Origin of the sequence: Paenibacillus sp. FSL H3-0457 (assembly GCF_037981725.1) — a bacterium.
Lineage (GTDB): Bacteria > Bacillota > Bacilli > Paenibacillales > Paenibacillaceae > Paenibacillus > Paenibacillus amylolyticus.
In genome coordinates this window covers 5,602,424-5,624,642 of record NZ_CP150283.1, presented here as the reverse complement: position 1 = coordinate 5,624,642, position 22,219 = coordinate 5,602,424, and the positions used below count along the sequence as shown (strand labels likewise).

Annotated in this window: 19 protein-coding genes; 14 read left to right on the top strand and 5 right to left on the bottom strand. The window is 46.7% G+C overall.

The features are described from left to right. The first annotated feature begins 252 nt into the window (after positions 1–252). Entirely contained in the window at positions 253–1,203 is a 951-nt protein-coding gene (gene dnaI, locus MHH25_RS24990; protein ID WP_076319793.1) for a primosomal protein DnaI, read from the top strand. A 179-nt stretch (positions 1,204–1,382) separates the two neighbouring features. Here the strand turns inward: dnaI and MHH25_RS24985 are convergent, their stop codons facing one another. Then, entirely contained in the window at positions 1,383–1,538 is a 156-nt protein-coding gene (locus tag MHH25_RS24985) for a hypothetical protein (protein ID WP_017692450.1), read from the bottom strand. A 263-nt stretch (positions 1,539–1,801) separates the two neighbouring features. On the opposite strand from MHH25_RS24985, the gene trxA reads away from it, so the two are divergent. Both trxA and uvrC read left to right on the top strand, forming a co-directional pair. Then, positions 1,802–2,119: a thioredoxin gene (gene trxA / locus MHH25_RS24980; RefSeq protein WP_017692451.1), complete on the top strand. Its 318-nt coding sequence runs from the start codon at positions 1,802–1,804 to the stop codon at positions 2,117–2,119. Between the two features lie 443 nt (positions 2,120–2,562). Next, entirely contained in the window at positions 2,563–4,650 is a 2,088-nt protein-coding gene (gene uvrC / locus MHH25_RS24975; protein WP_340018450.1) for an excinuclease ABC subunit UvrC, read from the top strand. Here the strand turns inward: uvrC and MHH25_RS24970 are convergent. Further along, the gene (locus MHH25_RS24970; protein ID WP_340018449.1) at positions 4,619–6,316 is read right to left on the bottom strand and encodes a type II CAAX endopeptidase family protein; all 1,698 of its coding nucleotides are present in this window, start codon (positions 6,314–6,316) and stop codon (positions 4,619–4,621) included. The genes uvrC and MHH25_RS24970 overlap by 32 nt on opposite strands. 500 nt (positions 6,317–6,816) lie before the next feature. Here MHH25_RS24970 and MHH25_RS24965 point away from each other — a divergent pair, with 500 nt between their 5' ends. Next, positions 6,817–8,157 carry a TrkH family potassium uptake protein gene (locus MHH25_RS24965; protein WP_143781474.1) on the top strand — a complete coding sequence of 447 codons (1,341 nt, stop codon included), beginning with the start codon at positions 6,817–6,819 and terminating at the stop codon, positions 8,155–8,157. A gap of 54 nt (positions 8,158–8,211) precedes the next feature. Then, complete coding sequence (locus tag MHH25_RS24960; RefSeq protein WP_017692455.1) at positions 8,212–8,883, top strand: TrkA family potassium uptake protein; 672 nt, start codon at positions 8,212–8,214, stop codon at positions 8,881–8,883. Between the two features lie 54 nt (positions 8,884–8,937). Here the strand turns inward: MHH25_RS24960 and MHH25_RS24955 are convergent, their stop codons facing one another. Next, positions 8,938–9,867, bottom strand: a complete 930-nt coding sequence (locus MHH25_RS24955; RefSeq protein ID WP_036673385.1) for a LysR family transcriptional regulator — start codon at positions 9,865–9,867, stop codon at positions 8,938–8,940. A gap of 295 nt (positions 9,868–10,162) precedes the next feature. Here MHH25_RS24955 and MHH25_RS24950 point away from each other — a divergent pair, with 295 nt between their 5' ends. The 6 genes from MHH25_RS24950 (at position 10,163) to MHH25_RS24925 (ending at position 16,657) form a co-directional block, all read left to right on the top strand. Further along, positions 10,163–10,831 carry a succinate dehydrogenase cytochrome b558 subunit gene (locus MHH25_RS24950; protein WP_036605792.1) on the top strand — a complete coding sequence of 223 codons (669 nt, stop codon included), beginning with the start codon at positions 10,163–10,165 and terminating at the stop codon, positions 10,829–10,831. Positions 10,832–10,874: 43 nt separating this feature from the next. Then, entirely contained in the window at positions 10,875–12,617 is a 1,743-nt protein-coding gene (gene sdhA / locus MHH25_RS24945) for a succinate dehydrogenase flavoprotein subunit (RefSeq protein ID WP_036605793.1), read from the top strand. A gap of 535 nt (positions 12,618–13,152) precedes the next feature. Then, complete coding sequence (sdhB, locus tag MHH25_RS24940) at positions 13,153–13,917, top strand: succinate dehydrogenase iron-sulfur subunit (RefSeq protein WP_036605794.1); 765 nt, start codon at positions 13,153–13,155, stop codon at positions 13,915–13,917. 175 nt (positions 13,918–14,092) lie between these two features. Beyond that, complete coding sequence (locus tag MHH25_RS24935) at positions 14,093–15,067, top strand: metallophosphoesterase (RefSeq protein WP_340018448.1); 975 nt, start codon at positions 14,093–14,095, stop codon at positions 15,065–15,067. A 57-nt stretch (positions 15,068–15,124) separates the two neighbouring features. Further along, the gene (locus tag MHH25_RS24930) at positions 15,125–15,856 is read left to right on the top strand and encodes a metallophosphoesterase family protein (RefSeq protein WP_340018447.1); all 732 of its coding nucleotides are present in this window, start codon (positions 15,125–15,127) and stop codon (positions 15,854–15,856) included. Positions 15,857–16,024: 168 nt separating this feature from the next. Further along, the gene (locus tag MHH25_RS24925; protein ID WP_053061418.1) at positions 16,025–16,657 is read left to right on the top strand and encodes a GNAT family N-acetyltransferase; all 633 of its coding nucleotides are present in this window, start codon (positions 16,025–16,027) and stop codon (positions 16,655–16,657) included. A gap of 473 nt (positions 16,658–17,130) precedes the next feature. Here the strand turns inward: MHH25_RS24925 and MHH25_RS24920 are convergent, their stop codons facing one another. Both MHH25_RS24920 and MHH25_RS24915 read right to left on the bottom strand, forming a co-directional pair. Continuing rightward, positions 17,131–17,940, bottom strand: coding sequence for a histidinol-phosphatase (locus tag MHH25_RS24920; protein WP_338706964.1), 810 nt, complete (start codon positions 17,938–17,940; stop codon positions 17,131–17,133). A gap of 30 nt (positions 17,941–17,970) precedes the next feature. Next, positions 17,971–18,873: a LysR family transcriptional regulator gene (locus tag MHH25_RS24915; protein ID WP_036605798.1), complete on the bottom strand. Its 903-nt coding sequence runs from the start codon at positions 18,871–18,873 to the stop codon at positions 17,971–17,973. 457 nt (positions 18,874–19,330) lie between these two features. Here MHH25_RS24915 and MHH25_RS24910 point away from each other — a divergent pair, with 457 nt between their 5' ends. The 3 genes from MHH25_RS24910 to MHH25_RS24900 all read left to right on the top strand — a co-directional run bounded on the left by MHH25_RS24910 (position 19,331) and on the right by MHH25_RS24900 (position 22,205). After that, a complete protein-coding gene (locus MHH25_RS24910) occupies positions 19,331–19,789 on the top strand; it encodes a chemotaxis protein CheX (protein WP_340018446.1) in 459 nt (152 codons plus the stop codon). 56 nt (positions 19,790–19,845) lie between these two features. Beyond that, positions 19,846–20,619, top strand: a complete 774-nt coding sequence (locus MHH25_RS24905; protein ID WP_047841269.1) for an SDR family oxidoreductase — start codon at positions 19,846–19,848, stop codon at positions 20,617–20,619. A gap of 212 nt (positions 20,620–20,831) precedes the next feature. Next, positions 20,832–22,205, top strand: a complete 1,374-nt coding sequence (locus tag MHH25_RS24900; protein ID WP_047841268.1) for a DEAD/DEAH box helicase — start codon at positions 20,832–20,834, stop codon at positions 22,203–22,205. Positions 22,206–22,219: the final 14 nt, after the last annotated feature.

Here is a 22,219-nt window from a genome sequence, read left to right as displayed (position 1 = left end):
TAAAGAGTCGAAAAACAGACTTTTGAACACACACTAAAAGGTACAGGACTGCAAGTATGCTCTAAACTAGGCATTACGTAGGGTGGTGGAAGGGTTACGCTATTTACCAGATCTATGAGTTGAGTTATTGGTTGTTTTTCTATAGAATGAACAGTAGAATTGCAAATGATCGAAAGTTCCTATGCCATCAAGATGGTCAGGGGTACACTTCATTGTTCATTCTATATTGAAACATTAAGGGGGCTTGAAGCCATGGAATCCTTGGGAGGACTGCTTCAGCAGCTGAACCCTGCCTTTCGTGAGCAATCGCGGCGGATTGCGGCGGAATTGATGGAAAATCCGTACGTACGCGAATTCCGCGCAGGTCATCCTGAACTGCAAGATGCACAGCTCATGACCGATCTGAGCAAGCTGTTTCAGTACGCCAAAGACTCAAAGAACTGTGCGAATTGTCCGGGACTCGACAACTGTCCTAACGATTTTCAGGGCCACTTTTGCAAACTGGAAGTAGAACATTTTAACGGTAAACCCGAAATCATAGATATAAAAGCGCCTTGTTCCAAACATATCGCCCGGCAAAATGAACATATTATTAAGCAACGCATTCGCAGTTTCTATGTGGACGAGCGTGCGCTCAGTGCCGGATACAACGACGTGGAGATTATGGGCAAGGATCGGATGCGTGCTCCGGCAGTAAATCAGGTGCTTCGTTATATTAGGGAGACCAAGGAGAATGGATTATCTCCGCAAGGACTGTTTCTGGAAGGAACATTCGGGACGGGTAAGACGTTTCTGATGTGTTATCTGCTGCATGAACTGGCGGTTGCAGGCCACACGGGTGTCATTATCTATATGCCTGACTTTGTGGAGGATCTGAAATCCATGATCAGTGAAGGGCAGAAGCTGAAGGAAATGACGGATATTTTGAAAAGTTGTGATCTGCTCATCTTTGATGATATCGGGGCAGAGAATCTGAATCCTTGGGTTCGAGATCATGTGATGGGGTCCATTCTGAACTATCGGATGAATCGCAAACCAACGTTCTATACGTCCAATTACAATCTGGATGGGCTTGAAAAACATCTTAGTTTCACCAATCGGGACGGCGAGGAAATGAATAAAGGTCAGCGTCTCATGGACCGGATTCGTCCATTCGTGGATGTCATCTCCGTTCGGGGTGAGAATCAGCGCGGCAAACGTTGAACCGATTTAATTGAACGAAATGGTTCTGGACAAGGTTAATCTTCAAATTATCGGTGAAGCTTACGATTTAGAAGCTGAGCTGATTGCAACCAAAAGCTAAAGTAGTCCCAAAAAAAGCCTGGCTTTCGCATTGTCGCGAAAACCGGGCTTTTCTGGTCCTGCGTGAGCCTGGAAGCATCCTATTCGGTGAGGAATTTGAAGATAACCATACCGAAAAAGATCACTGTCATCAGGCCGGCCATGCCGGCAACACCCGCGATCAGATCAAATAGATCGTTGCGGGGTTCCTCGTTCACATGTTCACGCGGGTCGCTGATCCGCACATTTGCATCCATGTTATTGCCTCCTTATGGGGAAACAGCTTGCCCGTATGGGGGGCTGAAACCCGGAGTAATTTTAGTATACTTGGAAAAGAAAGCGTTTGTAAAGATTTTGCAGTTAGTATGCCACATCCTGTAATTGTGAAGATTTGATGTTGGGAAGATGAACATTGCAGCGTTCAATTCACAAGTTTGACGTACCTGTGTTATACTGGAAGTGTCGTTCACGACGTTACAGGTTAAAATAAACCGTAAGTATATATAAGGAGGACAATTTCATGGCTATTGTTAACGTATCCGATCAATCCTTCAACGCTGAAGTAGAAGGCGAAGGAACGGTTCTTGTTGATTTCTGGGCGCCTTGGTGTGGTCCTTGTAAAATGCTCGCTCCAATCCTGGAAGAGCTGTCCACAGAAGTTGGCGATGCAGTGAAAATTGCTAAAGTTAACGTGGATGAAAATCCGGAATCTGCTTCCCGCTTTGGCGTAATGAGCATTCCAACTTTGATCTTCTTCAAAGACGGTCAACCGGTAGATAAAGTGGTTGGTCTGAACTCGAAAGATGCGCTCAAAGGAATTATCGCAAAACACCAATAATTTAAAGGCTTACACATACGCCTCCGGTTTACATGCCGGGGGCGTTTTGCGTCGAATACCTTTATATAGGACAATATAAAGTATACTATTTATATAAAATGAAACTGGAAATTTACATGTTAACGGAGAGGACAGAAATGAGCCTTAGAAGCATAGCCGTTGCAATTTTTATCCGAGTTTCACTTTTAATATGTATTGCACTAATTACTCACACAATAGCGGAGAGAACAGAAAAAACCTGAAAAAGCGAAGCGTTCGCCTTTATCACCGGATTTTCCCCTTGTAAAAGGGAATCAAAAAATCTGGGGATAACAGCGATTGGAAGGTTGTTCTGTTATCTAGTGTTCGTGTGAATTACAGCGATCGAAAGATCATTCTGTCGTCGGAGTATCTCATGTAACGTGAGGATTTCAGCTTTTTCGGGAAGGAGGATTCACCGAATTATGGATCAATTCATCAATGATTTGCAGGATCAGGAGAAGGCATTGGAGCAGATTCGTCATAAGCTCGCTTTGTTGCCAGATATGTCTGGATGTTACCTGATGAAGAACAGTGAAGGCACCATTATCTATGTAGGTAAGGCTAAAGTGCTTAAGAACCGCGTACGCTCTTATTTTATCGGCAGTCATAACGGAAAGACTCAGCGTCTGGTGTCTGAAATTCGTGATTTCGAATATATCGTGACGGGCAGTAACATGGAAGCACTCATTCTGGAGTGTAACCTGATCAAGAAACATATGCCGCGGTATAACGTGTTGCTCAAGGATGACAAGACATTCCCATATCTTAAAATTACAAATGAAAAGCACCCCCGGCTGGAAGTAACCCGGCGTGTGCTGAAAGATAAAGCCAAATATTTCGGACCTTATCCGAACTCGTATGCGGCACACCAAACGAAAAAATTGCTCGATCGCATGTATCCACTGCGCAAATGTGGTGTAATGCCCAAAGAAGTGTGCCTGTATTATCATATGGGACAGTGTCTTGCCCCTTGTGTGAAGGAAGTGGAGAAGGAGCAGTACGACCAGATTTCACAAGAAATTGGTTCATTTCTGAGCGGTGGTCACGAAGAGATTAAGAAGGATTTGCAGCGTAAGATGCAAGAGGCTGCGGAGGATCTTTATTTTGAACGTGCCAAGGAGCTGCGCGATCAGGTAATCGCCATTGATGCGATGATGGAAAAACAGAAAATCACGATGGCCGATGCCAGAGACCGAGATGTATTTGGTTTTGCCATTGATAAAGGCTGGATGTGTGTCCAGATTCTATATATGCGTCAGGGTAAAATGATCGAACGCCATGTCTCCACCTTCCCGTTTTACGGTGAGGCGTATAGTGACTTCATGTCCTATGTAACACAGTATTACAGCGATAATCCGGCATTGCCACAAGAAATTTTGTTGCCGGAAATGCCTAAGGATCTTGCAACGGATAACGAAAGTTTGGATACAGTATCTGATGCTGAGGGATCGGTGCCTGCCGCAGTTAAGGTAGAATTCGAGCAGATGGGACAAGTGGAGCGCAGTAACGCTTCCCAGCCACTGGTTGCTGAGACTCGTGCAGCTTACGGAGGTTCCACAGATGCAGAAGGTGAACAACCTGATAGTATGCAAGAGGATGAATCAATAATGGATACAACTACTTCAACTGAAAAGCTTCCATCAGGACTGGAAGACCCAACTCAGGTTGCTGCTGCTTTACAGGAGTGGTTGGAGATCAAAGTGCTCATTCCGCAACGTGGATTGAAACGCCAGATGATCACGATGGCTGTGGATAACGCACGTGTGGCATTGGAAGAGAAGTTCCGTTTGATTGAGCGAAATGAAGAACGTACATCCAAAGCTGCCGAAGGACTGGGACGTTTTATTGGATTGGATCAGCTTCACCGTATTGAAGCGTTTGATAACTCGAACATTCAGGGTACAAACCCGGTATCTGCCATGATCGTATTTACCGATGGTAAACCGGATAAGAAGGAATATCGGAAGTACAAGGTCCGTTCGGTTGAAGGGCCGGATGATTATGAAACGATGAGAGAGGTCATCCGTCGCCGTTACGAACGGGTATTAAAAGAAAACCTGACCCAGCCTGACCTGATTGTGGTTGATGGTGGTAAAGGACAGATCTCGGCTGCGGTCGATATTTTGGAAAATGAGCTGGGGCTGTTTATTCCGGTATGTGGTCTGGTGAAGGATGCGAAGCATAAGACTTCGCAGTTGATGATCGGTAATCCACCGGAAGTCATCTCCCTGCCACGGGATAGTCAGGAATTTTACTTGTTGCAGCGGATACAGGAAGAGGTCCACCGTTTTGCGATCTCGTTCCACCGGGAACAGCGTGGCAAATCGATGGTCACGTCACGTTTGGATGCCATTCCGGGTATTGGAGAGAAGCGGCGTAAGTTGTTGTTGAAGCATTTTGGCTCTTTGCGCAAAATAAAAGAGGCCAGCGTTGAAGACTTCCGGCCTCTATCTATTGGTGACAAACTGGCAAATCAGATTATTGCAGCACTTCGGGATGAGGAGTCGTAACATACGGCTTCTCTTTTTGTTTTGGATTGAATTTGTAGACCACATATCCAACAATGGCCGGGAGTACAATCCAGAAGAGTCCGGCTGTCATATTCAGGGCATCACCCATAAAGACCAAGCTGAGTCCCATCAGCAAGCTGTCGAAGATCACATGGGCGAATACAACGGCAATGAAGCCGTGACGTAGCATGATCAGACTGAACAGCAATCCAATCACCATCAGCTCAATGGGACGGGTGATTACTGGATAGATCGGATACAATGTGTGTCCAAGTGCCCAAATGATGGTTGGAATCAGACAGGCAATAAACGTGTTACGCACAATCTTTTGCATCATGCGAATGCCGAACAGTCGATAAACAGTTTCTTCACCAATACCGGCCATCCAGGCCATGATCGGGAAGAGCCAGGCATAGGTCATATTAAAAGTAGATTGATCTGCTGACGTCGTTGACCATGTGCCGATGCTTCGCTCCAGAATGAAGAACAGGATGGATTGCACACCCAGTAGAATGAATGCCCACAGGTAACCAGCAACCATGCTGTGAAGTACATATTTTCCATATCCGGGTTCTTTGGCACGAGGCCATGGGTTCAGACCTATTTTGCGCCACATGCCGTCACCAGCAACAAGGGACAGATAGATGGTTGCACTCATGACCAGTGTAATTCCCGCCTGCATTAACATCAGGAACGCTAACATGAAGCTGGAGAGCCCTTGTGCCTGAAAGAGTGGTATCATGTTCAGCGTACCAATTACCGAAGCTGCGAAATACACCAGCGAGAGGATGATCCCGCGTTTGAAAGACGTATGTGCTCGGGTCAGAATGCTATAGATGATTGCCAGCACGCCCAGAACAAAGGTCAGGAATGCATAACCGCCATAAGTCATCCAATTGGCTTGGCGCGTTTGATCTTTCACATAATCAGTATGGGATTCCGGGACAGAGAATCCAGGATCGAAGGATCGTACCGCACCCTCTTCAAACGTAAAATTCAATTCAAGCTTAGAGTCTCCAATGGCTTTTTCAGAATCCACATACTTCAGTCCCGCTTCACCATCGCGAGTCTCCAGTTGAAGTGCCGGCACTTCATAACCGAATTCGGTCAGAACGCCAGCCGCGAGCTGTTGTTTCTCGTCCAGAGATATATTGCCTTCAGCAAGTACTTGCGATGTGGTCACTCGTCCACTAACCTGCTCCGCCTCAATGGCGGTATAGAGTGAAGAAGGCAGTTCCCGTTTGAAGCCGACGACTTTTCCTGTTTTCATATGTACGTCAACATTAAGATAACCGCCCTTGTCTTGATCAGGCAAACGAACGCGGAATACATCGTAAGGATAGCTTGTTTCCCATTTCTGGTTATAGGTATCAAGTTGTTTGGTTTTGGCCATATATCCGTAGATATCGGAATGTGTCTGGTAGGTGACCAGGGTTTTTGCATCATGATTTGGCAGTGTATAGTCATTCACAGAAGCTGCGAATGATCGTGCGGATTGCTTCGCCTGCTCCTTGGTTATGAAGGACGTAGACGAAATTTCTGTCGTTTGCGATGAGGTAGCAGGAAAGATCTGAAATACAAAAAATAGAATCAGGCCAATCGCCGCAAGCAACCCCAGCCGCTTGAAGTTAGCCTTGAGTTGCAAAGGCTGCCCTAAGGGATTCATGTAATGGTGTTCCTCCTTTATTGATAGAGGTAGTTCAAAAAGTTTCTATCTTCATCCCATCTTCTTGGTACTGAAAACCGCCCTTTTTGAACACGCACTAATATGGATATTAAAGTTAACATAGCACAGGCCAAGCACCGAATGCCAATGATGTAACGAAAACAGGTGTAAATCCTTGAAAATGAATGAAAAGGACCGAAAGAATCTGATCCATCCGTCGCCATATCTGAGTTCTTCCCTTTTTGGCTGAATTCGATCCGATTTCCACAAAAAACGTTTTGTCTACAAACGTCGCAGCGCTTATAATTTTGAAACAAATGTGCAATGATTCGCATGTCTTTCGCCCAACAAGGGAACGAATAGGATATATTCCAACTTCATTATATATGTCGTTTTAAACTGAATCATACTTGTTTAACGTTTGGCAACAGCATTTCAAATGAAGAAGGCTCCACGGGTGTGGAGTTATTTTCATTTTAGAAGAGGTGGAAGATACTCAAGTGAAACTGAATGTGCAATGGATGCGATTATCGCCACCCCGTATTCTTGTGTTAGGGTTTGCTGGCATTATATTGGTAGGCACACTGTTGTTAATGCTTCCGGCATCCAACCGTAACGGTGACAGTCTTGCATTTATTGATGCGCTCTTTACAGCAACTTCGGCTGTTTGTGTCACTGGTCTGGTTGTGGTCGATACAGGGACTCATTTCTCGGTGCTGGGTCAGGTTGTAATCGCGATTCTGATTCAGATTGGCGGACTGGGCTTTATGACAATGTCCACATTGGTTGCCATTGCGTTCAAACGGCGGATCTCGCTCAGGGAAAGGTTGATTCTACAGGAAGCGATGAACCAGAGCACGATGGAGGGCATCGTCCGGCTGATCCGTAAAGTTGTGATCTACTCACTCATTATCGAAGGCATATGTGGCACACTGTTTGCCATCCGCTGGTCGTTCGACATGCCAGTCGGACAGGCGATCTATTACGGCTATTGGCATGCGATCTCGATGTTCAACAATGCGGGCTTTGATATGTTTGGGGATTTCCGCAGTTTGACCGGTTATGTGTATGACCCGTTGGTTAATTTTACAGCAATGTTCCTGATTGTCTCTGGTGGTATCGGTTTTGTGGTGTTGTCAGACCTGGTGGATTACCGCAAAACGCGGAAGCTGTCTCTGCACTCCAAAGTTGTACTGTTAATGACTGGATTGTTAATTGTGTTTGGTGCACTTGTCATTTTCGTATTTGAATTCAGCAATCCACGGACACTGGGTGGCCTGAACTGGGGTGGCAAAATTCTCGGTTCATTCTTCCAGTCCGTTACGCCGCGAACAGCAGGAGCCAATACGGTAGATATTGCCGGGCTGAGACAGGCAACACAGTTCTTTATGATCATTCTGATGTTCATTGGTGCTTCGCCGGGTTCTACCGGAGGCGGGATCAAAACAACGACATTTATGATTATGGCTGGAGCGGTCATCGCCATGATGCGTGGACGTGAAGATATCGTGTTTTTCCGCTATCGGCTTGTACAGGAACGGATTTTCAAGGCGCTTACCATTACATTGCTGGCGCTTTTGTTCATCATAGCTGTAACGATGGCACTGAGTACCACAGAAGACGCCAGTTTTATGATGATCTTATTTGAAACGACATCGGCCTTTGGTACTGTAGGATTATCGCTTGGACTAACGCTGAAGTTGACTACATTGGGCAAACTCCTGATTTGTTTTACGATGTTTGCTGGAAGGCTTGGACCGATTACATTAGCGTATGCACTTGGGCAGAAAAAGGGTAAAGAGTTATACAGGTATCCGGAAGGCAAAATGATTATTGGATAAATCTATTTTTAGTGAGTTTTGAAATTGATTTGGATAAGGGGTTCGTGAAGAACAATGAAAACACAGCAGTTTGCGGTGATTGGGCTTGGGCGGTTTGGCTCCAGTCTGGCACAGGAATTAATGGAACTCGGCTACGAGGTACTCGGGATCGATAAAAATGAAGAAGTCGTCGAAGACATTAGTGAATTGGTCACCCATGCCGTTGTAGCCGATGCCACAGATGAGGAAGTGCTACGCTCCCTGGGTATTCGAAATTTTGACTGCTGTATCGTTGCTATCGGGGATGATATTCAGACGAGCATTCTCACCGCGATTCTGTTAAAAGAGCTGGGCGTCAAGACGGTCGTGGCCAAGGCCATATCCGTCCTTCACGGACGCGCATTGGATAAACTGGGGATTGATCGTGTCGTTTATCCTGAGCGGGATATGGGCATTCGGGTTGCCCACCAGCTGGTTACCCCGAACTTGCTGGATTACATTGAATTATCCAATGATTACAGTATTGTCGAGATGAAGGTTCCCGCCTGTCTGCACAACAAAACCCTTTCAACCCTGAATGCACGTGTACGTTTTGGTTGTAGCATTGTGGCGTTACAGAAAGAAGCTGGGGTCATTATCGCTCCGACGGCACTGGATTCGCTTCAAATGGGGGATATCATGGTCATTATTGGTAATAATGCAGATATCGACCGATTTGAAGAAGAGGTTATCAGCCAAGAGAGCTGATAATTATCATGTGTTAAATATGGAAGCCAGACGTTAGAGCCTGGCTGTTTCAGATCAAGGCAAAGGCGTCGTAGCCCTCCGTGAGGGCAATGGCGCCTTTGCTGTAAAGAGTGCAGCCGTCTCCTTGACCCATTGTCTGGAAGTCTCGCTGAGGTCCTCTTTTTCCCCATAGATCATACAAGTTGTTCTGCGGGTCTGCTGTAATTGAGGCAAATGAACAGAAACAAGATCATTGTCCGCGAGCAATTGTGGACGAAGATATGACTTGGGCAATAGAGCAGCAGCTTTGGCGGAAGGCAGAAGTCGGATGATCGCTTCGAAGGAATCAATCTCCATGCGAATATCCGGCATCACGGCACAGCGCTGGAAGAGGTCGTCCGTTAATTTGCGATACCAGGTGCCTTTGGAGAACGTGATCATCGGCAGATCCTGCAAATGCTCCATCCCGGCTTCCTTACCGGACAAGGGGTGTGTAAGCGGCACAACCAGTTCCAGGTGATCGTCAAAGAGCGGCACACAGTTAAGCCCCACTTCGCTGATGGAGGAGGCGACAATGCCTACATCGGCTTTTTTGTCACGCACAAACGAGACAATCTCATGTGTTTTACCCGTCAACAGTTTCAGTTCGGCATTTGGATGTTTCTCCATAAAGGCATTGACGAGAGGTGGTAACGTAGTTTGAAGCGTCGTCAGACTGGCTCCGAGTGTAATGGTGCTCTGTTCTTCGTCTTTATACTGGGCCAGCATAGTGAGGAACTTCTGTTGTTGCTGCTTCTGTTCTACAGCATAGGTATAGGTGAACTGGCCCACACTGGTTAACTCCAGCCGTTTGCCACGGCGGTGGAACAGGGCAACCCCGAGTTCATCCTCCAATTTGGCAATTTTGCGTGAAAGTGCGGGTTGGGACAAGTTCAGTAACTTGGATGCACGGTTGAGGCTGGACTGCTCCACGACCGCTGCAAATGCATTTAACTCCTCAAACATGAACAATAACCTCTTTTCCATGAATGTGATTCTTGCCCTTGCTCAATCGTTTTCCATGTTGTATAGCCTGTAAACCCAATGTTTCACTGCTTATACCTATAGGTTATAACATTTAATAATTATATTGCAATTCCCTTATAAGAAAAAAAGGAGTAACATGAACCGTGACACAAGTTGTTCACACCTGGGGAAAACGGAACAATTTGTCGAACCTTTTCATGGAAAAGGATTCGTGTCATGATAAGTGAAATCATTTATGAAAACGTTGTATTTAGCGAAAGGGGATCGACATTTTATGAAAGGGTTTTACTCCAGAAAGCTGCACTCCTTGCTTGGCGTCATTCCGCTCAGTTTGTTTTTTGTTGAGCATTTGGTGACGAACTTCACGGCAGTTGAAGGCGGCAAAGAAGCTTTTTACGGTGCCGTTGCATTTCTGAACGGTTTGCCTCTTGTTATTGTAATTGAGGCATTACTTATCTGGTTGCCGTTGTTCTATCACGGTGTTTATGGTCTTTACATTGCCTATCAGGCCAAGCCTAACGTTGGGCGTTACGGTAATGAGCGCAACTGGCGCTACACGTTACAGAGGGTAAGCGGTATTATTACGTTTGTATTCGTCATCTGGCACGTATGGGAGACGCGAGTACAGATTGCGCTGGGTAATGTATCCCATGAAGAGATTGGCGGCGTTATACATGATGCGGTGACGAATCCGATAACCTTTGCGATATATATGATCAGTGTGGTTGCGGCGTCATATCACTTTGCCAATGGTCTGTGGTCGTTCCTCGTTAGCTGGGGAATTACAGTTGGTCCGCGTGCGCAACGTGTATCCTCTTACGTATGTATGAGCTTGTTCGCTATTGTTTCCATCATGTTTATTGCTTCACTATTTGCTTTCCGGAGCATTGATTTCCAGACAGCTACTTCGATGATTGACGCAGTAAAAACAGTTCTAATTTAAGCATTTAGCGTATAAATGCTGACTTATAAGGGAGTGAACAGCAATGGCATCAACGAATGTAATTATTGTGGGCGGCGGTCTCGCGGGATTGATGGCGGCGATCAAATCGGCTGAAGCCGGAGTCCATGTTCATTTATTTTCACTGGTTCCTGTTAAACGATCCCACTCTGTATGCGCACAAGGCGGCATTAACGGAGCGGTAAATACCAAGGGTGAGGGTGACTCCCCATGGGTACACTTTGACGATACGGTATACGGCGGTGACTTCCTTGCGAACCAACCTCCTGTTAAAGCGATGTGCGAAGCAGCACCTGGCATCATTCACTTGATGGACCGTATGGGCGTAATGTTCAACCGGACACCGGAAGGTTTGCTTGATTTCCGTCGTTTCGGGGGAACGAAGCATCACCGTACGGCATTTGCCGGAGCGACAACAGGACAACAATTGCTCTACGCATTAGACGAGCAGGTACGTCGCTGGGAAGCAGCTGGCCTGGTTACGAAATATGAGAACTGGGAGTTCCTGCAGGCAGTTTTGGATGATGAAGGCGTATGTCGCGGGATCGTGGCTCAGGATCTGAAAACGATGAAGGTACAGACCTTCCCGGCAGAAGCGGTTATTCTGGCGAGTGGTGGCCCGGGGATCATCTTCGGTAAAACGACCAACTCTGTAATTAACACAGGTACAGCAGCAAGTGCGGTGTATCAGCAAGGTGTAAATTACGCAAACGGGGAGTTCATTCAGATTCACCCAACAGCCATTCCAGGGGATGACAAGCTACGTCTCATGTCTGAATCCGCGCGTGGTGAAGGTGGACGGATCTGGACGTACAAAGACGGAAAACCTTGGTACTTCCTTGAAGAAAAATATCCATCCTACGGTAACCTTGTTCCACGTGATATCGCGACTCGTGAAATCTTCAGCGTCTGCGTGGATATGGGTCTGGGTGTGAACGGCGAGAACATGGTTTATCTCGATCTGTCGCACAAAGATCCGAAGGAACTGGATGTTAAACTCGGCGGAATCATTGAGATCTATGAGAAGTTCATGGGTGATGACCCGCGTAAAATCCCAATGAAAATCTTCCCGGCAGTCCATTATTCCATGGGCGGCATGTGGGTAGATTACAACCAAATGACTAACATTCCGGGGCTGTTCGCAGCTGGTGAATGTGAATATCAATACCATGGTGCGAACCGTCTGGGTGCAAACTCATTGGTATCTGCGATCTATGGTGGTATGGTGGCTGGACCAAAAGCGGCTGAATATATCAAAGGACTCAAAAAGTCGTCCGCTGATATCCCATCTTCCGTATTTGAGAAACACACCAAACAACAAAGCGACAAGTACGAAGGCATCTTGAAAATGCAGGGCACGGAAAATGCCTATGTCATTCATAAAGAGCTTGGCGAGTGGATGACAGCCAATATGACGGTTGTGCGCTACAACGACAAGCTTGAAGCCACGATTGGCAAGATCAAGGAATTGAAAGAGCGTTATGGCAAAATCAACATGTATGATAGCTCTGGTTGGAATAACCCGAGCGCAGCATTCACTCGCCAACTGTGGAACATGATTGAACTGGCAGAAGCAATGACTCTCGGTGCTCTACTCCGTAACGAAAGCCGCGGCGCGCATTACAAACCGGATTTCACGGAACGTAATGATGAAGAGTTCCTGAAAACGACCATCGCAAGCTGGTCGAAGGAAGGCCCGAAAATCTCGTACGAGCCAGTAGACGTATCCTTGATCCCACCACGTATCCGGGATTACTCCAAGGATTAAATATCACGGATTTATTTATAAAGTTAAATATTAAGCACCTGAACGAAGAGGCAGGACAACTTTGGAGAAGCAAAGCTTCTTCAAAGTTACTGCCATCAAAGTGAAGGAAAGACCCAGAAGAAGCAAAGCCCTAGCGATGCTTCAGAACTTCAATACTGCCTCCAGCATGAATGGAGTGCAGTTTTCCAGCAAAGTTACCCAGTGCACGACATAGCGGAAGAAGCGGAAATACCCAGAAGAAGCAAAGCGCCTTAGCGATGCTTCAGAACTTCAATACTGCCCATCCAGCATGAATGGAGTGCAGTTTCCAGCAAAGTGACCCTGTGTGCACGACGTAGCGGAGGAAGCGGAAATGCCCAGAAGAAGCGAAGCGCTCGCCTTTATCACCGGATTTTAACCCTGGAAAAGGTTGATCAAAAAAATCCGGGGATAACAGCGATCAGAGGGGCATTCCGCTGACGAAGCGTCTCCCGTGCACCAAACCATTTTGCGCATCAGCAATACAATCATCGTCACCAGAGGAGGGGACTACGATATGGCGGAACAAGCTACAGCCAACAAAACCGTCAAGTTTATCATCACCCGTCAGGATAGCCCGGAGTCATCTTCGTACAACGAAGAATTTGAGCTTCCGTACCGTCCCAACATGAATGTGATCAGCGCCCTGATGGAGATTCAGCGGAACCCGGTCAATACAGATGGCAAATCCATTGCTCCCGTGTGCTGGGATTCCAACTGTCTCGAAGAAGTCTGCGGTGCCTGCTCCATGGTCATCAACGGCAAGCCACGTCAAGCATGTGCAGCCCTGATCGACAAGCTCGAACAGCCTGTTCGTATCGAACCGATGAAGACATTCCCAGTGGTTCGTGACTTGGTCATCGACCGTAGCCGGATGTTTAGCGCCCTGAAACGAGTAAAAGCATGGATTCCGATCGATGGTACCTATGACCTCGGTCCAGGTCCACGGATGCCTGAGAAGAAGCGTCAGTGGGCATATGAGCTGTCCAAATGCATGACATGTGGTGTATGTCTGGAGGCATGCCCGAACGTCAATGAGAAAACAGACTTTATCGGTCCAGCAGCACTGTCTCAAGTGCGTCTGTTCAACGCTCACCCAACAGGGGAGATGAACGCCGACGATCGTCTGGAAGCGTTGATGGAAGACGGAGGCATCGAGGGCTGTGGTAACTCACAGAACTGTGTGCAATCCTGTCCAAAAGGCATTCCACTGACAACCTCCATTGCCGAAATGAACAAACAAACGACCAAGCATATGTTCAAACGCTGGTTGGGTGTATAATCTCGTCATAACATGTGCAGAAGTGTAATCTGCAACTTAGAAGAAGTCGTGATCCCGTGCAGCAACATGCCGGAGATCCCGGCTTCTTTTTGTAATGAAGCAGAGGAACCGGGCTACCCATGCAGAATATGATATACTAAGGGGATGGATTAAGAGCGTAGAAGGAGGGGGAGATATGGCAGAGACACCGCGTCAGGGCAGCAACAACTCGCCGTCCCAGCGCTCGCACAAAGCATCAGGTGCAGAAGAGTCTGTGTTTCCTGGGGAAGAAAAGGATCATGATCCCTCTCGCCGAAGTTTCTTATTGCGCATGGTTTTGATGACAGCGGGTGCCAGTTTGCTTACAGGAGGTTATGCCTGGTTATGGGAACCGCGTCGTCTGGAGATCAAGCAAGTAGAGCTGAAACTTCCGAAGTTTCCAAAGGCATTTGAGGGTTTGCGTGTAGTTCAGTTCAGCGATGCCCATCTTGGTTTTCATACCGGGGTGAAAGAGCTGAAGAAGCTGGCAGCAACGATTGAGGAGCAGCGACCGGACTTGATTTGTTTTACCGGAGACATCGTCGAGAGGGAAGCAGAGCCGATGCGTGAATGTATTCCGGTACTCGCCTCCATGCAAGCGAAGTATGGCAAATATGCTGTTTTGGGGAATCATGATTATCGGGGTGGACAGCAGAATGAAGTGACAACCATGTTCCGTGAAGCGGGATTCACTTTGTTACGGAACGAACATGTGGTGATTGAACAAGGGGGCGAACGTCTGGCTATAGCTGGTCTGGATGACGCACTTACAGGCAGGCCTGATCCTGCCCAAGCCATCAAGGGTTTGGATCATGATGTGTGGAAATTGTTACTTATGCATGAACCGGATTATGCCGATATTGCCACTCCCTATGGTTTCGGATTACAACTTTCCGGTCATAGCCATGGTGGACAGGTACGTTTTCCTTGGATCGGGGCACTGACAACTCCGCGAGGTTCACACAAGTATGTTCAAGGGTTGTATTACACGGATGTCCAGGGGGTATATTACACCACCCAGACACAGATGCCGGTGTATGTGAATCGTGGTTTTGGCATGACTCAACTGCCCATTCGTTTTCTGTGCAGACCAGAATTAACGGTGTTTGAGCTTAAAGGATCAACCACATAAAAGAATATAAGATGAATTTAAAACATAAAGGGTTGAACATGAATGGAGGTTATCCAGATGGAAAGAATTGCGATTGTATCCGACATTCATGGCAACATGACTGCCTGGGAAGCAGTGTTAAAAGATATCCGAAGTCGTGGCGTGGAGCGAATCTTTTGTCTTGGTGACCTCGTGGGCAAGGGGCCAGAACCGGTACAGGTTGTGGATCAGGTGAGAGCGACGTGCGAACTTGTTATCCGTGGCAATTGGGATGAACTGGTTGCGGTTAACCAAGACAACGAGAACTTTACGTGGCAAGCAGAGCGGCTGGGTGAGGAACGATTGGCGTACTTGGCGGGCCTGCCCTTCAGTCATCAATTTCAACTGAGCGGTCGCACCATCCGTCTGGTCCATGCTTCACCTCAAAGTGTATACCATCGTGTACAGCCGTGGGACGCGATGGAAAAGAGGTTGGCAATGTTTGATCCTCCGGCTGATGAGCCTGAGCAAGGTGTTGCAGATGTTGTAGGTTATGGGGATGTGCATAACGCATACTTGCAGTATATGAACGGCAAGTTACTGTTTAATGCAGGCAGTGTTGGTAATCCACTCGATCTTCCCCAAGCTTCCTACTGTATTCTGGAGGGTGAAGACAGCAACGATAACAATCCCCCGTTCAATGTTCAATTCGTGCGGGTGCCTTATGATATTGAGCGAGAAGTACAGGTTGCACAGTCGGCGAATGTTCCTGCATTGGATTTCTATATTCGTGAGATTCGTACGGGTATCTATCGCGGGCTGCAGGAGTAGTCAGCATCTGGACCTTTTAGCGTGATGAATTGAATGATGCAATATATTAATACTAAAATGCGAATACTAAAGTTCGTGGATCAGTTCAAATGGTATTACGCCGGATCATCATCAGAGCATGCTTGTCTTACCGGACTAGAGCCCGTTTAGGCAAAAGGAGCGATTGTCATGCTTACCCGAAAAATGCTGGTTCAAGGTCTGCCGGCTTTGTGGACAGAGCGTCTTGTCCTGCGATCATTACGTCAAAGTGATTACAGCACATTATCGGAACTCTTTTCCGATCCTCAAGTCATAAGATATGTGAATAGGGGAAGCCAGCCCACGCCAATCCGAGCGAGACGGTTATTGAACCAGATACGGAGCAGCAGCGCCAAGCTGGATTCGTTACATTATGGGATCTGCTGGAGAGGCAAGGAACAAGTTATTGGGATCACCTCATTCCAGCACTGGAATGATCAGAATGGTACCGCACAGATTGGTTATATCCTGAACAGGTCCTGTTGGGGCAGGGGTGTGGCTACCGAGGCGGTACAGCGGCTGCTGCAGTTTGGATTTGACGATCTTCATCTGGGGAGGGTGGAGGCACGTTGTTATGAGGCCAATGTATCTTCACAACGGGTGCTAAGCAAAATAGGGATGTCCTATGAGCGGAGTCTTCCCTCGTTCGGACTGAATGATGAGGATGACGAGGGATCAGAATCCCTGATGGATGTTAAAGTGTATAGCATGTATCGGGAACAATACGTACGCCCGCTTCAGGAAAAAGACCTGCAAACCCTGGTATCTGACAAGCCGCAATGACATAGAGTAAGAGTAGCCAAACGTGAATGAATCGAACTTCAATCATTTGTTACACAATTGAAATATAGCTGCAATTGAACTCTAACAGACAGGGGGTAAACTTATCTCATGACCCCCTTTTTGATAATAGATAATGCTGTTGGGACCCGCGCGAGCGGGTTCATTTTTTTTGTCCATATAAGTTAACTGTGGAATATTTACACTGGCCACTCCGATGACAGAATAACTTTCCGATCGCTGTTATACCCGGATTTTTTTGATTCCCATATTTTAGAAGGGGAAATCCGGGGATAGCGTATGCTTCCGATGCAGCTTTCTTTCAGAAAGCTTTTAGGCGACCGCTTCGCTTCTTCACGTTATTTCTGTCCTCTCCGTTATCGTGTAAAATATAATTATATTTCCTTATATAGGGCAATAAAAGGCCCCCACGGCGTGAACAAGCGCGCTGTGGGGGCCTTTGTGTTTGCTATTTTTTACAGTGGTACAACCTGCATCTGTTTCTGCTTGAAGTATACCCAGTCGGTGAATCCGATCTCCTTGAGACGTGTACGAACGTCATCCAGCTCGTCTGCAACCCGCTGTGGTTTATGAGCATCCGATCCAAATGTCACCTTCACTCCATAATGATGGGCGCGTTCCAGAATGGCATCCGAGGGATACCAGCCACCGCTGAGTTTGGTTTTGCCAGATGTGTTAATTTCGATCGCTACGTTGGATTCTGCAATGACCTGCAACGTTTCATCAATGGCCTGATCAGCGATAATATCGGAGAAAGGTGGATAGTTTCCTTTCATCGCATCAATATGTCCAAGAATCTGGAACATACCGCTGCGAGCCGATTCCCGAATTAATGAATAATAGCTTTCTTTCACTTCAACTTTGCGAGCATTGCTTAGGCCATTCCACCGGGTTTTGTTGAAGATACTCACATCCTCGGTATGATGAACTGAACCAATAATATAGTCAAAAGGATACTGTCCCAGTGTGGTACGGTACAATTCTGCATGAACAGGGAAGTAGTCGGATTCAATGCCGAGCAGCACATCGATTTTACCAGCGTACTCTTCTTTCAAAGCAAGGACTTCTTCCACATAATGCTGCAATTCCGACTTGCCCATTGCGATCCGGGGAAATGCCTGCTCAAGCTCACTGCCAAAGTACGGCGTATGATCCGAGATACCGATGGCCTGAAGTCCTGCCTTAATACCTGCCTCTATATAATCGCGGATGTTGCCGTCTGCGTGACCACAACGAAAATGATGTGTATGAAGATCAAATTTCATATGGAATCCTTCCTTTCTCATGGCTCATTGTCATTCTGAACTGATGAATTGGGTTTCCGGCATACCTTTGAGGTCACTTATGAATTGTTGCATTGCTGAGTTAAGGTATCGACTGGACTTATAGATGACACCAACAGGGTGACTGACCTCCAGCTCACTTAAGGGTATCATTCGCAATGTACCTTGACGCAACTCATGCGCAACAGATTGTTTGGAGATGACAGCTGCCCCGAGATCAATCTCGACCATCCGTTTCACTTCTTCGCTGCTCGACAACTCCATTACAATGTTAGGTTCAATATTATGTTTCTTGAAGATAGTTTCCGTAAACCTTCGTCCTACGGTATCAGGGGACAGCAGAATCAATGGTGTACTCCGGAGCACATCCACTGCAGCATGTTTTTTCTTTGCCAGCGGATGGGAAGGAGATACCACGAGTTCAAATGTGTCATAGTAGAGCACAGATGTATTCAGGTTGGGATTACGCTCCGTGAGATAACCGATACCAATATCAACCAGACCATTTTCGACCTGGGTATAGATCTGTGATGAAGGAAGGGACTGGATACTGGTTTTGATCAGCGGGAATTGATCTTGGAAATAGGATAACACCCTTGGCAAGATCTGAATAGCAATGGAAGTTGTTGTGCCTAATACGATACGTCCCTGAGGCGTTTCATCAAGATCGGACAATTTTTGTTTCAACTCATCAACGATGTCGAGCATCCGTTCAGCGTGCTCCAGGAATACCTGTCCACGGTCTGTCAGGGTAACAGGTTGGTTCCGATCCACAAGAACGGTGCTGAATTCGTCCTCCAGACTTTTGATCTGGGCCGAGACGGCAGGCTGGGTCAGGTTCAGAAGTTCTCCCGCTTTGCGGAAGCTCATCGTTTTGGAAATGGTAATTAGTGTCTCCAGTTGGCTTATGTTCATAGGTGACCTCCTTGCAGGCAAAATTTCTTGATTATGTAGTGTTTAGTGTGATGTAATCCCGTAACTGGTTATTGTTCCGTTATCTTAAATTATAGGTGATTCAGGACAGCAGAGCAATGAAGGTGATTATCAGGATCAAAAGTAGTTCAAGAGACTGTGAAAAAAACGCGAATACAAGAATTTGATTTTTTTTACAGTTGCGAGAAAGCAGTAATAAAGTCCTAAATGCCCTTTGCCACGCACGATGATCGAAATGCTTTCTTCAAAAGAAGTGAAAAGCGCTGTTTATTCGCTAGAATCAGCTATAAACATTTGCCCCACGGATGACGATAAATTATAGTACACATGGTTTAACGAATTCTTAATGAATTCTTGTACGTGATAAAGTATAATAAATTTAATGAATATGGGACTTTTGGTGTGTGACCAATAACCCAGTGCGAGGGGGACATAGACAGTGAAAGCGGAAGTGATTAATCCTTTCCTGGAATCGGCACGGAACGTATTCGAACAGCTCATCCAGGTTTCGCCTTCCACCGGGAGTCTTGGCGTGAAAAATGTAGAGTACATTGCAGACCATGTCTGGATCGTGATCGGAATGACCGGACAACTTAGCGGAAACATTGTATTTGGAATTAATGAACAAGTTGCATTGAAAATTGTATCTGCGATGATGGGTGGTTTTGTCATTACAGAAATGGATGAAATGAGCAAAAGTGCGATTTCCGAACTGGGGAATATGATCAGTGGTAACGCCAGCACGATCCTGTCAAACCAGGGTGTTGTGGTCGATATTACACCTCCACAAGTGATGAAGTCCGAATATCTGACTACATTTAGTGCAACGAAAGCACTGAGTATTCCTTTACTGATGGACGGCATTGGTGAGATGGATATTCAGGTCATGATCTCGTAGAATAGAACCATACGCCTCAAAAGGCAATATGTGTTCAATACGGGAGGACATCACGGATGCTGAAAGATCAGGTAGTGTTTATCACAGGTGCATCGAGTGGTATCGGTGCGCTGTGTGCGCAGATGCTGATAGAAGAAGGAGCCATCCCAATTCTGGCTGCCCGTTCACGGGACAAGCTGGAAGAGATTGGTGCCTCGCTGAAAGGGCCGCATGAATTACTCACACTTGATGTTACGGATAGTGAGCAGGTTCAGGCAGCTGTGGATGCGATATTGCATAAATACGGACGAATCGACATTTTGCTGAACAATGCAGGTTACGGGAAATTCGCAGCGATGACAGAGATGTCTGTACAGGAATTCGATGAGATGATGGACGTTAATTACATGGGCATTGTACGTTGCACCAAAGCAGTGCTTCCACAAATGCTGGAACGTGGCAAAGGTCAGATTGTGAACGTGGCCTCCATGGCTGGCAAAATCGGTACAGCCAAATCCGCTTCCTATACGGCTACGAAACATGCTGTCCTCGGATTTAGTAATGCGCTGCGTCAAGAGCTTCGCAAGACTGGCGTCATGGTGACAACGATTAATCCGGGTCCGATTGATACACCATTTTTCCATCGGGCTGACCCTTCTGGCAATTATGTGAATAATGTACGCTGGATGATGTTGAAACCGGAAGACGTTGCGGGTCATATGATTCGGGCGATGAAAAAGCGCAAGGAAGAAGTGAATCTGCCAAGACTTGCTTCTGCTGGCATATGGCTGTACCAGCTATTTCCTCGTCTTGCAGATCGATTGTCGCACGGTGTAATGAATCAGAAGTAAATGTGATACGAGGCATCATATACGGAATGAAAGAAAGGCTCCGCCGAGGGGCTTTTCTTTTTTTTGGCGTGTATACATACAATTCTGGAATAAGATTTGGTACACGGGCTTTTTTCGCATATAATGAAAGGTAATGTGATGACAGGCTTCGGTTTATATCCGTACAAGCAAGGCTAGCATCAAAATGAATAAATTTAAAAGGATGGACATACATGACGAATCAAACATTTGCTTCAATTGGCGTGGAACAGGATCTGGAGGCCGTTTTGGCGAAACATGGCATTAACGAACCTTCACCTGTACAGGCTCAGACGATCCCGGTTATTTTGGAAGGCCGAGATGTCGTATCCAAATCCCAGACGGGAACAGGAAAAACGCTGGCATATCTGCTGCCACTGTTACAATCCATCAAAATGGATATCAAAGGTACGCAGAAACTCATTATTGCACCTACGCAAGAGCTGGCGATGCAAATTGTACGTGAAGCGCAGCGTTATGCGGAAGAACGTAAGATTGGCGTATTGGGTCTAATTGGAGGCGCAGCGGCTAAACGTCAGATCGAGAAGTTGCGTGAGCATCCACAATTGGTTGTGGGTACACCGGGACGACTGAAGGAATTGATTACACTCAAAAAACTGAAAATGCACAACGTCTCTACGATTGTTATCGATGAAGCAGACCAAGTGTTCCAACTTGGCGGCGTAAGTGACGTGAACTTTGTACTTAAGAGCGCATTGCGGGACCGTCAGCTGATCTTCCTGTCAGCAACCATTGATGAGCATACAGCTGGACTCGCAAAGCGTGAGATGAAAGAGCCTGTGCAGATCGGAATTGAACCGGATCGAGCTACGGCTGCGGGCCTTGAGCATTATTATTTTGTAGAAGAAAACCGTAACAAAATTGACATGCTGCGTCGTCTGGTTAGACAGTACAATCCGGATCGGGCAATCGTATTTGTGAATGCAACCGAAGATATTGGTGAAGTTGAAGCAAAAATGAATCATCTGGGCTTGTCCGCTGCTGCGCTGTATGGAGATGCTGACAAAGTGACCCGCAGTAACGTATTGTCTGCCTTCCGTAATGGCAAACTTCAGTTGCTGATTGCCAGCGAAGTGGCTGCCAGAGGACTGGATATCGAAGGTTTGCCAATGGTCATTAACTATGACCCTGCCTTTGACTCGGAGCACTATGTTCACCGTGCAGGTCGTACAGGCCGGATGGGACGCTCGGGTATCGTTTTGTCCATTGTGGATGAAACACAGATCTTTATTATGCGTAAATTCGCACGCGAACTTGGAATCGAACTGTCAGAACGTGTACTCTTTGGCGGTAAAGTACTGGAGGCTGACCCGCGTCCGGACACGCGGCCTGAGGGACATTCGTTCTCCAGAAAACCAGGACAATCCAGAGATCGCAAACCAGGTCAGGGCAATCGTAATGGGGGAACCCGAGCTACAATCTCCAATTCGCGTCCAGCAGGTAGCAAACCAACGGGTAATACAGGCCGCACGGAGCGCGACCAGGATCGTAAAAACAAAGGAGCACCCAAGTGGAGTAAAGATAAAACGCCACGCTCCGAAGAATAGAATCTGACGAAAGG